The organism is Pedobacter folensis (assembly GCF_056490665.1).
The window spans coordinates 1,136,359-1,150,432 of the sequence record NZ_JBWJIF010000001.1 but is presented as its reverse complement, the minus strand read 5'-3'; the positions used below and the strand labels follow the sequence as shown (position 1 = coordinate 1,150,432).

Below are 14,074 nucleotides of genomic sequence, written 5' to 3'. Positions count from 1 at the left end.
ACCATCATGAAAAATAAAAAATTATATATACTGGCCATTTTGGCAATTGCATTTTCATCTTGTAATAAAGAGCTGGATGAGGTAAATATTAATCCGAATGCACCAGAAATTCCACAGCCTGATTATTTACTGACCGGAACCACTAAAACTACAGCGGATACCTATTGGGGAGTAGCCAATAACATGAATTCGAGCCTGCTTTTTACTCAACATTGGGCTAAAGTTCAATATACAGAAGAAGATCGTTTTATCTTTTCGAACAGTAGTTTTACGGCTTTATGGTCTACAGGCTATGCACAAAGTATCGCCGGTTTTAATAAAATTATCGAATTGGGCGATGCACAGGGCAATCCAAATTATAAGGGAGTTGCATTGGTCTTAAGATCGTGGGTATTTTTGTTACTTACTGATGCTTATGGCGATATTCCATATACACAGGCTGGAAAAATCAAACAGTTTGTGACGCCGGTTTACGATAAACAAAAGGATGTTTATTATGGTATTCTTAACGATTTAAAGACAGCCCAGGCCGCTTTAGATCCAGCTTCAGGAAAGGCTGTAGGTGGAGATGTGATTTATAGTGGAAATATTGCTTTATGGAAAAAGTTTGCCAATTCTTTACGCCTTCGCATCGCTTTACGCATTGCGGATAAAGAGCCGGCTAAAGCCAAACAGGTAATTGATGAAGTACAGGCTGAAGGTGGCACTTATATTAACAGCAAATCGGAGAATGCAACACTGTTCTACAGTGATTCGCCACAGCAAAATCCAGTGGCTGCATCATTCGAAACCCGGAACGATTACCGGATTAGCAAAACCATCGTAGATAAACTTTTTGCATTAAATGATCCTAGGTTACCCGTTTATGCAAGCAAAACTGATAATGCCACGCCTCAAACCTATGTAGGTATCCCGAATGGCTCAACAAATTCAGAAGCCAGTGCAATAGGTTTAGCAAATTCTTCAAGACCAGGAACTTATTTTTTAGCACCAAAAGCACCTGCTGTGATTTTTAGTTATGCCGAATTGCTTTTTGATAGGGCCGAAGCTGCTGCAAGAGGCTTTACTACAGAAAATGCAGCTGACCTGTATAAACAAGCCATCAGGGCATCCTTTGATCAGTACAGCATAAGTGGAAGTGCGGTTGATGATTATCTAAATCAGGCTTCCGTACAATATGATGCTGGTAATTATAAAAAATCAATCGGTGAGCAAAAGTGGATCGCTTTGTTTGGTCAGGGTTTAGAAGCCTGGGCGGAAAGAAGAAGGTTAGATTATCCGCAGTTAACGGCTTCAGTAAATACCGTACTGAACGGACAAATTCCGGTACGTTTCATATATCCTGGTACGGAGCAATCATTAAACGGACAGAATTACAAAAATGCGGTAAGCAGTCAGGGTGCGGATTTATTAACCACCAAACTTTGGTTTGATGCTTTTTAGCCTTAGCATTTGATACCAACAAAAACGTCCCGATGTAAAATCGGGACGTTTTTGCTTTTTAACTACTTAAAGAAAGAGGTACCGCTGTTGTGGAGCCTCCTTATTTCTTCCAGGTATTCATCTGGTTAAATCTTCGGCAGCATGGCTTGCGCGGGTTTTCAGGTCTTCCGTATATCCTTTTGCTTTATCTACCCATTCCGGAGCTTTATCTAATAGTTCATCTACTATCGATTGTCCGGTGATCGGATCTTTCTTGGTAATATATTTTACGCCAGCATAAACTGCGGCGCCAATAATTGCTGTTTTTAAAATTCCCATGTTCTTTTCTTTTTATTAGTTAAACATTTTGAGATCGTTAAAAGTTTTAGACGATTTCTAATAGAGGTTGTTACAGGATTTTACATGCTTGTTGTTCATCGGGATACTTTTATTTCTGCAGGTTAAAAAAAGGAATTAGCGTAATTTTTTTAAGCCTGATGAGATGTTTTTTAAGCTAATCATTGTGGAGCCTACAGTAGCTCGCAACGATGATTTTTTTTGATTCTTATTGGTAAATAGCTAGGGCTACGATAAAAATTTTACAGATTATCACTATTAAATTTATATATTTCGAGCAAAATTACCTTAAACTAAATCGATTATAAACTAAATGGAGTTGCATGAATAAGGAAAAGCTGTTCAATGAAATCAAGGATTTGAGCATCATAAATTCTTTATCGAAACACGAACAACTTGTACAGGGAATCATCAATGGCCTAAACCATAAACTGATTGCCAAGGGAGATATTCTGCCTTCGGTTAACGAAATGATGAGGGAAACAGGTTTTGCCAAAGAAACAATTGGCAAAGCATATAAAGAACTGATCAGCAGGGGGATTTTAGAATCGAAAAACAGAAGAGGGTATTTTGTGGCGACCGATGATACTGAACAACACCTTAAAGTTTGTTTATTAATTTATGCATTCGATACTTTTCAGGAAACTTTTTACCAGAACTTCCGCGACCATTTAGGCGAAAATATTCAGGTTGATGTGTACTTCCATCACAATAATTTAAGTGTTTTCGAATCGATCATCAACAGCAATAAAGGCCAGTATGGTTTGTATGTTATTGCACCGATAGAAAGTAACGAAGCCAAAGAAATATTAGAACAGTTACCAAAAGAAAAACTACTCATTGTAGACCGGTATGTAGCCTTAAAAGGTGAATATTCGTACATTGTTCAGGAGTTTGAGAAAGCTTCATACAATGCTTTTCTGGAATTGGCACCCCGGATAAAAGAATTTTCAGAGTTTGTTTTCTTTTTTAAACCATCATCTGCAGAGCCTAACGAAGTGCTGGTTTCCTTTAAACGTTTCGTAAAAGCGTTTAAGATTAATGGCGTAATTAAAAACAGTTATGAATCTGGCAGTATTGCGCCTGGCAAAGTATATTTTACCATCCACAACCTCGAGCTTTGGGAAATGTTAAAAGATGCTAAGGTAAAAGGTTTAAAGGTGGGCAAAGATTTAGGTATTCTTTCGCATAATGATGATAATGTTAAAGAGATCATATTTGACGGAATCACTACATTTTCAATCGATTTTGCGCATATGGGCCGTTTGGCTGCAGAATTTGTACTCAGCTTAAAACCCATTAAACACATCATGGAAAATAAACTGATCAGAAGGAATTCACTTTAGCGCAAACTTCATTATTTTCAAATTCAGCTCGTTCATGCTTCTTGCTGGTGTAATTTCTTATCAAAATTTAGAGGCAGTATAAATTTACATCAAGAGCTATTCTTTTATTTGAAAACGAAGGTGCTGTAATTCTTGGCCAATACAGTCCTGCCATCCAATTAGCTCCGATAGAAGAAATCGGAGGCTGATGTTCCTGTCAGGTTTATAATCGAGTGGTTTGTTCCTGATATACCGCTGCGGTGCCTTTTTCAAGGCCCCCGGTTTATTCCTTTAATCCTGTTCATTATTCTTAAACGATTTATCTCTAGAAAGTTGGAATATTAAATTTTTTGTTTATAATTGTATTCGAAAATAGTAGGATAGGATAGGATAGGATAAAATGACTATTTGCTTGCGTTCCAGCGCTTAGTTTCCCTTTATAAAAATGTGAAACAAGTAAATGAGCAGATTTTACCCCAATCCCGATTACATTTTCATTAACCAAATAACCAAAACGATATGAGAAATTTTACAAATTACTTTAATGGAAAGCAATTTCCGTCTTTTATGATCGCTACATGGCGACCAGCAGATTTACAACATCTTAAAGGGCATTAACCTGCCGTCTATCTACATCTATCTTAAATAGTTTTAATTCACTCATTAAAAGCTAATTAGCAAATGAAGCAATTATTTTTGTTTTGTGGGCACTTATCGGTGTCCAACAGGTTAAGAAATGCAATGGTATTGACGGGTTCGGTTCTTGTATTTTTCCTGATTTTTATGCCCGCTGAAGGTTTTTCTCAAACGGGAAAGAAAACCATTACGGGTAAGGTTACAGATACACTTGGGGTAGGGCTGCCCGGGGTAACGGTAGCTGTTGTTAATAAGGTTAATGTGGGTACACAGACCGATAATAACGGAAAGTTTGTACTTGATGTAACACCTGGAGAAATACTTCGGTTTTCTTATGTGGGATACAGGGAGCAAAGGGCCACAGTTGGTGCAGCGAATGTGCTGAACATTAAATTAACTGAAGAAAATATGTTATCTGAAGAGGTCGTAATTACCGCTTTAGGGCAGAAACAACGTAAAGAAGCATTGGTTGGTTCGGTAACAACGGTAAAAGTTGGCAACCTTAAAATACCATCAAGTAATCTTACCAATGCGCTTTCAGGCCAGATAGCAGGTGTAATCGGGTACCAGCGTAGCGGACAGCCCGGGCAGGATAACTCGCAGTTTTTTATTCGTGGGGTAACTACTTTTGGTTATAAACAAGATCCGCTTATTTTAATTGATAACGTAGAACTGAGTGCTTCAGATTTAGCGCGTTTACAAGTTGACGATATTGAAAGCTTTTCTATCTTGAAAGATGCAAGTGCTACGGCATTGTATGGTGCAAGAGGTGCAAATGGTGTTATTTTAGTGAGCACCAAATCGGGTAAAGAAGGCAAAGCCAAAATAAGCTTCCGGTTAGAAAATTCTGCTTCTCAATCGGTAAAGAGCCTGCAGCTTGCTGATCCGATTACTTACATGAAACTTTTTAACGAAGCATCAATTGGCAGAGGCATGGACCCCATGTTTACACCTAACCAGATTATTAATACACAGGCTACAATAAATAAAAGTCCTGGTTATAATGAATACGTTTATCCAGCCGTAGATTGGTTAGACATGTTATTTAAAAAACGGACCAGTACACAACGGGCCAATATTGGCATTAGTGGCGGTGGTGGCGTGGCCCGCTATTATATTGCAGGTTCTTACAATTTAGATAATGGTATACTTAAAGAGGATGAGCGGAATAACAATGATAATAATGTGAAATTCCGCAATTATCAATTACGCTCTAATATTAATATCGATTTAAGTAAAACCACCGAAATGGTAGTCCGCCTGTCGGGTAATTTTAGCGAATATAATGGGCCGCTGGCAACAGATGGGGGTTTTTCGACCGATTTATATAATATCGCTGTACATACCAGTCCGGTTTCCTTTCCGGCATTTTATCCGGCTGATGCCGCCAACCAAAATGCGCAACATATTCTTTTTGGAAATAGAGGTGGAGCAGGTGTAAACAGTATTTTGGATAACAACCCTTACGCTGCGATGTTACGCGGACATAAAAACTCTTCTGAATCGCGCATGTCGGCACAGTTTGAAGTCAATCAGAAGTTAGATTTCTTTACCGAAGGCCTTTCCTTTAAATCTATTTTTAGTACCAACAGGTATTCGTATTTCGATTCGCAAAGGGCATACTCTCCATTTTATTATAATATTGGTTCTTACGATAAGCAAAGTAATACCTATGTTTTAAACTGGCTTAATTCATCGGTAACCGGCGGTGCACCCAACATTGCACAAGAATACCTATCTTATAATCCAGGTAATACCAATATCAATACTTTTTTATATGCACAGGCATCATTAAATTATGATAAATCTTTCGGTAATCATAATGTTAGTGGAACCTTAATTGGTACGGCACAACAAACCGTTTACAGTAACGCCAGTTCCCTGCAGAATTCGCTTCCTTACCGGAATTTGGGTTTAGCCGGACGCTTAACCTATTCTTATAAAAGCCGGTATTTTTTAGAATCTAATTTTGGTTATAATGGGTCTGAACGGTTTTCAGAAGACCATCGTTTTGGTTTCTTTCCAACTATTGGTGCCGGATGGGTGCTCTCTAACGAGAAATTTTGGACCGGTGGAATTGCCAACGTGGTTAACCGCTTAAAATTAAGAGGTAGTTATGGTATTGTGGGTAACGATGCCATTGGTGCACAACGTTTCTTCTATATCTCAGAAGTGAATTTAAACGGCGGCGGAAATTATGCCCAATTTGGGTTTAATGGCGCTTCTAACCGCAGTGGGGTATTCATCAATAATTACGAAAATAAAGATGTTACCTGGGAAACATCACAACAAACCAATTTGGCCTTAGAAGCTACGCTTTTCAAAAACTTAAATTTAATTGCCGAAGTATATAATAATTATCGCTACGATATCTATATGGGTCGTGCCAACCTGCCTAGCACGTTGGGTTTAGAAGCCAGTGTAGGCGCCAATGTGGGTGAGGCCAGATCGAGAGGGATCGATTTATCGTTAGATTATAAGTTTAATGTGAATGCATTTTCTTTCGCCGTACGCTCTAATTTAACTTTCGCCAAAAACAAATACATTAATTACGAAGAACCGCAATGGGCAGAGTCTTACCGCTATACCACCGGACAGCCCATTAGCAGAAACTTTGGTTACATAGCCGAACGCCTGTTTGTTGATGATAAAGAAGTACAAAACTCGCCAACACAGATTTTCTCTGCAAATGGTAAAGCACCACGGGCCGGCGATATTAAGTACCGCGATTTAAATAACGATGGTAGAATTGATGATGCTGATAAAGCTTATATTGGTTTCCCTCAATCTCCTGAAGTGGTATATGGTTTTGGTTTCAGTTCATCATACAAAGGTTTCGATCTTTCTGCCTTTTTTACCGGACAGGATAGGATGACTTTCTTTATCGACCCAACCCGGGTAAGTCCTTTTGTGCCGAGCAATCAGCAATATATTCTAGGTAATACTCAATTATTGAAAGATTTTGCAGATAATCACTGGTCGCCGGAAAACCAGAATTTATATGCGCTTTATCCAAGGCTTGCTGTTAATGCTGCCGATTTAGAAAATAATGCACAAACGAGCACCTGGTGGATGAGAAATGGCCGCTTAATGCGCTTGAAATCTGTAGAATTTGGATATACCCTGCCTCAGCGCATTTCTACTAAAATAAAGCTGAATTCCTGCCGGATTTATTTCAACGGGCTAAATCTGCTTACCTGGAGTCCCTTTAAAATGTGGGATCCGGAGCAAGGTGGAAACGGTTTTGCCTATCCAATACAAAAGGTATTCAATGTTGGTCTTAACGTAACTTTATAATGAAAACGATAAAAAAATATTTCACATACAGTTGCATCGTTCTAGTGCTTTGCAGCATGGTATCCTGTAAAAAGTATCTGGATGTAACGCCTGATGATATTGGTACGCTTGATTATGCCTTCAGAAACAGAAATGAAGCCGAAAACTACCTGTATTCGTGTTATGCCTATCTGCAACGGATGAACGATGTGGCTTCAAATCCAAGTTTTACCACTTCATCAGAACTGATTTACTCGAATACACTTGATAATTTTCAAGGTTTTAACCGAACAGGCTTTAATTTATTGAGAGGAACACAAACGGCTGCAAAACCAGGACTAAACACCTGGGATGGAGAAGAAGGAAGTTATAGCCTCTGGCGCTCCATCAGGATCTGTAACATTATGCTCGAGAATATCGATAAGCCTATTGATTTAGGTGCTGCGGAAAAGAAACGCTGGACAGCAGAAACTAAATTTTTAAAGGCCTACTATCATTATGTGTTATTTAAAATGTATGGTCCAATACCACTGATTAAAAATAATTTAGCCATAAACAGTACCACTGATGAGGTAAGGATTAAAAGAGCTCCGGTAAATGAAACGGTAGATTATATCATTTCACTATTAGATGAGGCTATTCCTGATCTACCTGCAGTGATTACAAGTCAGGCAACTGAGTTGGGCAGGGTAACCAGTGTAATTGCACTTTCGGTAAAGGCTGATGTATTAACTACAGCGGCAAGTCCGCTTTTTAACGGCAATCCTGATTATGTGAGTTTTAAAGATAAAGATGGTGTTAGCCTTTTCCCTGCAGCTTACGATGCGCAGAAATGGAAGAAAGCGGCTGATGCGGCGAAAGTTGCCATTACTGCTGCCGAAGCACAAGGAATTAAATTGTATACCTTCAATTCGCCATCAACAGTGGGCAAATTATCCGATTCGTTAAAAAGAGAATTAGATGTACAGAATGCTGTAGCAGAAAGGTGGGAGTTGAATCCGGAAATCATTTGGGCATCAAACCCGGAATTTAATTACCAAGGATTTGCAACGCCAAGACTCACGGCAAAATCTGCGGTCAATAATTTTTCCAATCCTTCTACTTTTTCGGCTCCAATAAGTACCCAAGAACTTTTTTATACAGTTAACGGGGTGCCGATTACGGAAGATAAAACCTGGGATTATGCCGGCAGGAATACCATTAAAGCTGGCGACAATGCCAGCAGATATTACATTCAGCAGGGTTACGAAACGATAAAAGGCCATTTCGCCCGCGAAACCCGTTTTTACGCAGATATTGCTTTTGACGGAGGTATCTGGTTTGGAAATGGAAGAAATAATCAGGACGACCCGGCTAATCCTTTGTATTATGTATCAGCAAGAGGTAGCGGATTTGCGGCACCAAGTGATAACATCAGGTTAAATATTACGGGTTATTGGCCTAAAAAACTGGTTAGTTATGCATCTGTTTATGATGATGGTTTTCAACCTTCAGCCTTCCGTTTGCCTTTGATCAGATTGGCAGGTTTATATTTACTATATGCAGAAGCATTAAACGAGGTGAATGGGCCTACTGCAGAAGTGTTTACCTATGTAGATAAAGTGAGGCAAAGAGCTGGTTTACAAGGAGTACAAGCCTCGTGGACAAACTTTTCCAAAAATCCGAATAAATTTAATACCAAAGAAGGGTTGCGACAGATTATCCACCAGGAAAGAAGAATTGAGCTTTGTTTTGAAGGTCAGAGCGGCTGGGATTTAAGAAGATGGAAAGAACTTCAGGCGGTTTTAAATAATCCGATCCAAGGCTGGAGTATAAACAATGCAGAAGCAGTGAATTACTATCGTCCAACTACACAGTTTATCCCGGTATTTGGTTTAAAAGATTATTTATGGCCAATAAAAAGCTACGATCTGGTGGTAAATCCAAACTTAGTTCAAAATCCTTATTGGTAGTTTAAAATATTTAAAGAAATGAAACCATGATGTCTGGTTTAAGGAATAATTTTTTATTTACCTGCATCATCGCTTCATCACCATTGAAAATAAATTCAAAATGATGAAAAATATTAAAAATAGTATTTACCTAATCTTTATCGTTTCTGTTTTGGTGAGCATAGCTGCCTGCAAAAAAATGGAAACCTATAACGATCCGGCTTCTTCAGATATGACCAAGCCTGGGGTGGTAACCAATATTAAAGTTGATAATTTTAATGGCGGCGCATACATTACCTATTCTTTGCCAAACTCGAAAAATCTTTTGTATGTGCTGGCGCAGTACAAAATAAACGGTGTAACGACTAGAGAAACGAAATCGAGTTATTATTCCGATTCTATTATGGTAGATGGCTTTGCGAAAAAACAGGGTTATGATGTTACGTTGTATGCGGTAAGCAGGGCAGAGGTTAAGTCAGATCCCGTTATCGTAAAGGTAAATCCCGATACGCCACCATACCTGCTTTTAAAGCCAACGATTAATGCCGAGGCTGATTTTGGAGGCATAAAAATTACGGGAACTAATCCTTTAAAAAACAATTTGGGTATAATTCTTTTAAATGTTGCCGATAACAATACTTCGGATGTAATTGATCAGCATTATGGCAAAACCGAAATTTTCGATTATTCGGTTAGGGGTTATGCACCGGTTGCGAAGAAGATTGGGTATTACGTAACGGATAATTTTGGAAATATTTCTGATACCACCTATAAAACAGTTACCCCATTTTTTGAAACCTTGTTGGATAGAGGGAAGTTTTTTCAATACAGGTTGCCATCTGATGGCGTAATTGCCTATGGCTGGGATCTTCCTTATTTGTGGGATGGCAAAACAGACGGTAACTCGAACGGATGGCACACGGCACCAGGTGGTGCAATGCCTGCAATAGCAACATTTGGTTTAGGTATCAGCGCAAAATTAAGTCGCTTTATTTTATGGGAAAGACCAGATGGTGGCGACAAATTTGCTTATGGGCATGGAAATCCAAAAGTATTCTCCATTTGGGGCTCTGATGTAGCTGTTCCACGCGATGCGCAACTGCCTTTGTCTGCACCGGTAGGTACGGTTATAGGCGATTGGATAAACATGGGGAATTATAATTATCCAAATCCACCTTCGGGCCAGGCACCCGTAGCACACACCACTGCAGATAACGATTTTGTAAAAGCTGGTGTAAGTTTCAACTTTCCGCTAACAAACCCTAAAGTTCGCTATATCCGTTTATCGGTAAGCACCACATGGTCTAACGGTACATTTGCACACGCCATGGAAATGGCCTTTTACGGCGACCCAAGATAATTAATATAAGAAGATAAATTTTCGAACATGAAAAGTATATATAAAATTAGCGGTTTGCTATTGCTGTTGGTTACAGTGATACTTAGCTGTACCAAAGATGATCTTGCTTTTAAAGATTTTTTAAAAGACGGTGAAATTATTTACCCTGGCCGTGTGGCCAACATTGTAACCAAACCTGGTAATTTAAGAACTGCTTTATGGTGGAATCCCAGCCCTGATCCAAGTGTAAGTAAATATGTGGTTTATTGGAATAACAACGCCGATTCGGTTGTCGTTACGGCGAGCAGTCATAATCCAACAGATACGATAAAGGTGATTATTCCGAATTTGAGCGAATATACCTACACGTTTACCATCTATTCGTACGATGCCCAGGGGCATAAATCTATTCCGATAGAGGCTAGAAATGTACGGGTTTTTGGCCCGCTATATCAATCTGGATTATTGAACAGGCCATACAATGCTATCACACCATATGTGATAAACAGCAATGGTTCTGTTCAGCTAAATTTTAAAACACCTGATACCATCAACGTCAATACGATAATCAGATATACCAATACAGCAGGTACAAGTGTAGATAAAACGCTTTTACCCGCCGATACCGCTATTACACTTACTGATTATAAAGCCGGAACCGATATTACCTATAAATCATCTTATATTCCGGGTAAAGGATCGCTGGATGTATTTTCGGTAAGCGATTTTTCTACTTTCCCCAAGATTTTTACTTATGTACTTTGCGATCGTTCACTTTTTAGTGAAGTTCGTTTGCCAGGTGATGCGCCAACTTACGAATCGGGTACCAGCATCAGTAAACTTTGGGATGGAAGCGTTGGACCGCAAGGCTATCCGAACATTTTTCACAGTGCCGGCAATAGTGGTATGCCACATGTAATAACTTTCGATTTAGGTAAAGTATATACCAATTTATCGCGTATAGAAGAAACCGGAAGGGATTGTTGTAATAATCCTGATCGCTTTGAAGTTTGGGGGATAGCTGATTTAACCAATGCCACAACTACCTTATCAGCAAGCAATAATGGCTGGCCAGCTGAAGCCACCAGTAAGGGCTGGACGCTTTTAAAAGATGTAACCAGAACTGATGATGGTAAAAACGCAATTACGGCGGAACTTGACAATGCAGGAAAACCAATTCGTTATATTCGCATCAGGATTAAACATGTAACCACTGGTGATGGAAATTATAGCAATATGAGCGAAATCAGGTTCTGGAATAAACAGTAATCTTTTATATAATTGAATTTGATTAATAATTTAATTCCGTCATCTCGACTGGAGCGCAGTGGAATGGAGAGATCTATCTAGAAAGATTTCTCGACTTCGTTGCACTCCGTTCGAAATGACGATCCCGACGGCAGGATCAAATTCATATCGTACAACAACACACAAATAAAATGTATAAAAAGCAACTTATTTTTATTACACTATGCTCGTTTTTTATCGGTAAAAATGCCGCTGCCCAACAGCAACCTTTAACATTATGGTACGATAAACCGGCCAAAATCTGGGAAGAAACCCTTCCTTTAGGTAATGGTAAACTCGGCATGACACCAGATGGCGGAATTACCAGGGAGCATATTGTATTGAACGATATTACCTTGTGGAGCGGCGGAAAACAAGATGCCAACAATTACGAAGCCTACAAAAGTTTGCCCAAAATCAGGCAGCTGATATTGGAAGGCAAGAATGATGAGGCCCAGGAATTGGTTAACCGCGATTTTGTTTGCAAAGGGCAGGGATCGGGTGGCGCAAACTGGGGTAAATACCAAACCCTTGGAAACCTTCAGCTCGATTTTGATTACCCAGGTGTAAAAAACCTAAGTCCACAGACCTATAAAAGATCTTTATCCTTAGATAAAGCCGTTGCAGTGGCCGAATTTACGCTCGATGGCGTAAAATACAAAAGAGAATATTTCTGCAGTTTTGATGATGATGTAAACGTAATCAGGATCACGGCAGATCAGCCTAAAAAATTGAACTGCAATATTTCCATCAGCAGGCCAGAAAAAGCAACACTGGCTAGCGAAGGTAATGAACTGCTGATGTTTGGTCAACTCGATAACGGCACTGATGGTAAGGGGATGAAATACCTGAGCCGCGTAAGCACTCAACTGAAAGATGGTACAGTAACAAATGAAGGAAATATCATCAAAGTAAAAAATGCAACTGAGCTTATTATTTATGTTGCGGCAGAAACCGATTTTAAACATGCCGATTTTGAAGCGAGGGTAAAACAAGTTTTACAAAACGCTAAAAAGAAGGCCTACAGCTTGGAACTGGCCAATCATACCTCAAAATTTGGTAAACTTTTCAACAGGTTGAAAATCAATTTAGGAGAGGGCGAAGCAGCCAAACTGCCAACAGATGTAAGGTTAGAGCGCTTCTATAAAGATTACAAAAATGATGTTTCGTTAAGCGCTTTGTTCTTCCAGTTTGGTCGCTATTTAAGCATCAGCAGTACAAGGCTAGGGCTTTTACCACCAAACCTTCAGGGCTTATGGGCAAACCAGATTAATACCCCATGGAATGGCGATTACCACTTAGATGTAAACGTACAGATGAACCATTGGGCTATTGAGCCCGCCAACCTTTCGGAGTTAAACCTTCCACTGGCTGAATTGGTAAGAAATTTAACCGGACCAGGGGCAAAAACAGCAAAAGCCTATTACAATGCTGATGGATGGATAGCCCACGTGATTACGAATGTATGGGGATTTACAGAGCCTGGCGAAAGTGCTTCTTGGGGCGCATCAAATGCAGGTTCGGGCTGGTTATGCAGCAATTTATGGGATCATTTTGCCTATAGCCGCGATTTAAAATACCTGAAAAGTATTTATCCGATTTTGAAAGGATCAGCGGCATTTTATCAAAGCGCCTTAGTGAAAGATCCAAAAACGGGTTGGTTGGTTACTTCACCTTCGGTATCGCCGGAGAATACCTTCTACCTTCCGAACGGAAAAACTGCGAGTATTTCGATGGGGCCAACAATCGATAACCAGATTGTGAGAGAACTTTTTAACCACGTAATTACAGCCGCTAAACTGCTTAAAACTGATGCAGCCTTTAGTGCATCATTACAGGAAAAATTAAAATCTATTCCACCAGTAGGTGTAATCAGTAAAGACGGACGCATACAGGAATGGCTGGAAGATTATAAAGAAACCGATCCTCAGCACCGTCATATCTCACATTTATACGGGGTTTACCCTGCTGGATTAATTACCCCAACAGCTACGCCCGCACTTGCGGAGGCGGCAAAGAAAACGCTTGAAGTAAGGGGAGATGACGGGCCAAGTTGGTCAATTGCTTATAAACAGTTATTTTGGGCAAGACTACAGGATGGAAACCGGGCTTTTAAACTGTTTAGAGAGATTTTAAAACCTACTTTACGAACGGATATTAATTACGGCGCTGGTGGAGGTGTTTATCCAAATATGTTATCGGCCGGGCCACCATTTCAGATTGATGGTAATTTTGGCGCATCGGCAGCTATTGCAGAAATGCTAATCCAAAGCCATGATGGTTTTATCGAACTGTTACCTGCTATTCCTGATGCCTGGAAAGGTTTTGGTGAAATTAAAGGATTAAAAGCCAGAGGTAATTTTACAGTTGACATAAATTGGAAAGATGGTAAAATTACCCATTACAGCATCGCTTCGGCCACCCCACAAAAGGTAAAGCTAAAAATGAATGGAAAATTAACCGAGATAATGTCGACCAAAATTAAATAAACACATGGTTTT

8 protein-coding genes are annotated in these 14,074 nt (G+C 39.5%); 7 read left to right on the top strand and 1 reads right to left on the bottom strand.

Translation table 11 applies throughout. The features are described 5' to 3' along the window. The first annotated feature begins 6 nt into the window (after positions 1–6). Positions 7–1,443, top strand: coding sequence for a SusD/RagB family nutrient-binding outer membrane lipoprotein (locus tag AC04QZ_RS04615; protein WP_478356764.1), 1,437 nt, complete (start codon positions 7–9; stop codon positions 1,441–1,443). A gap of 117 nt (positions 1,444–1,560) precedes the next feature. Here the strand turns inward: AC04QZ_RS04615 and AC04QZ_RS04610 are convergent, their stop codons facing one another. After that, entirely contained in the window at positions 1,561–1,761 is a 201-nt protein-coding gene (locus tag AC04QZ_RS04610; protein ID WP_478356763.1) for a YtxH domain-containing protein, read from the bottom strand. A gap of 341 nt (positions 1,762–2,102) precedes the next feature. On the opposite strand from AC04QZ_RS04610, the gene AC04QZ_RS04605 reads away from it, so the two are divergent. The 6 genes from AC04QZ_RS04605 to AC04QZ_RS04580 all read left to right on the top strand — a co-directional run bounded on the left by AC04QZ_RS04605 (position 2,103) and on the right by AC04QZ_RS04580 (position 14,062). Continuing rightward, positions 2,103–3,125, top strand: coding sequence for a winged helix-turn-helix domain-containing protein (locus tag AC04QZ_RS04605; RefSeq protein ID WP_086546590.1), 1,023 nt, complete (start codon positions 2,103–2,105; stop codon positions 3,123–3,125). Between the two features lie 660 nt (positions 3,126–3,785). After that, a complete protein-coding gene (locus AC04QZ_RS04600) occupies positions 3,786–7,037 on the top strand; it encodes a SusC/RagA family TonB-linked outer membrane protein (RefSeq protein ID WP_478356762.1) in 3,252 nt (1,083 codons plus the stop codon). After that, a complete protein-coding gene (locus AC04QZ_RS04595; RefSeq protein ID WP_478356761.1) occupies positions 7,037–8,968 on the top strand; it encodes a RagB/SusD family nutrient uptake outer membrane protein in 1,932 nt (643 codons plus the stop codon). Before AC04QZ_RS04600 ends, AC04QZ_RS04595 begins: the two co-directional genes overlap by 1 nt. A gap of 100 nt (positions 8,969–9,068) precedes the next feature. Next, positions 9,069–10,307, top strand: a complete 1,239-nt coding sequence (locus tag AC04QZ_RS04590) for a DUF5000 domain-containing lipoprotein (RefSeq protein WP_478356760.1) — start codon at positions 9,069–9,071, stop codon at positions 10,305–10,307. A 27-nt stretch (positions 10,308–10,334) separates the two neighbouring features. Further along, positions 10,335–11,555 carry a DUF4998 domain-containing protein gene (locus AC04QZ_RS04585; protein ID WP_478356759.1) on the top strand — a complete coding sequence of 407 codons (1,221 nt, stop codon included), beginning with the start codon at positions 10,335–10,337 and terminating at the stop codon, positions 11,553–11,555. Positions 11,556–11,725: 170 nt separating this feature from the next. After that, the gene (locus tag AC04QZ_RS04580) at positions 11,726–14,062 is read left to right on the top strand and encodes a glycoside hydrolase family 95 protein (protein WP_478356758.1); all 2,337 of its coding nucleotides are present in this window, start codon (positions 11,726–11,728) and stop codon (positions 14,060–14,062) included. Positions 14,063–14,074: the final 12 nt, after the last annotated feature.

Excerpts from the sequence above, each read along its gene's own strand:
- AC04QZ_RS04590 (WP_478356760.1), top strand. The coding sequence starts at position 9,069 with ATGATGAAAAATATTAAAAATAGTATTTACCTAATCTTTATCGTTTCT.
- AC04QZ_RS04580 (WP_478356758.1), top strand. The coding sequence starts at position 11,726 with ATGTATAAAAAGCAACTTATTTTTATTACACTATGCTCGTTTTTTATC.
- AC04QZ_RS04585 (WP_478356759.1), top strand. The coding sequence starts at position 10,335 with ATGAAAAGTATATATAAAATTAGCGGTTTGCTATTGCTGTTGGTTACA.
- AC04QZ_RS04615 (WP_478356764.1), top strand. The coding sequence starts at position 7 with ATGAAAAATAAAAAATTATATATACTGGCCATTTTGGCAATTGCATTT.
- AC04QZ_RS04595 (WP_478356761.1), top strand. The coding sequence starts at position 7,037 with ATGAAAACGATAAAAAAATATTTCACATACAGTTGCATCGTTCTAGTG.
- AC04QZ_RS04600 (WP_478356762.1), top strand. The coding sequence starts at position 3,786 with ATGAAGCAATTATTTTTGTTTTGTGGGCACTTATCGGTGTCCAACAGG.
- AC04QZ_RS04605 (WP_086546590.1), top strand. The coding sequence starts at position 2,103 with ATGAATAAGGAAAAGCTGTTCAATGAAATCAAGGATTTGAGCATCATA.
- AC04QZ_RS04610 (WP_478356763.1), bottom strand. The coding sequence starts at position 1,761 with ATGGGAATTTTAAAAACAGCAATTATTGGCGCCGCAGTTTATGCTGGC.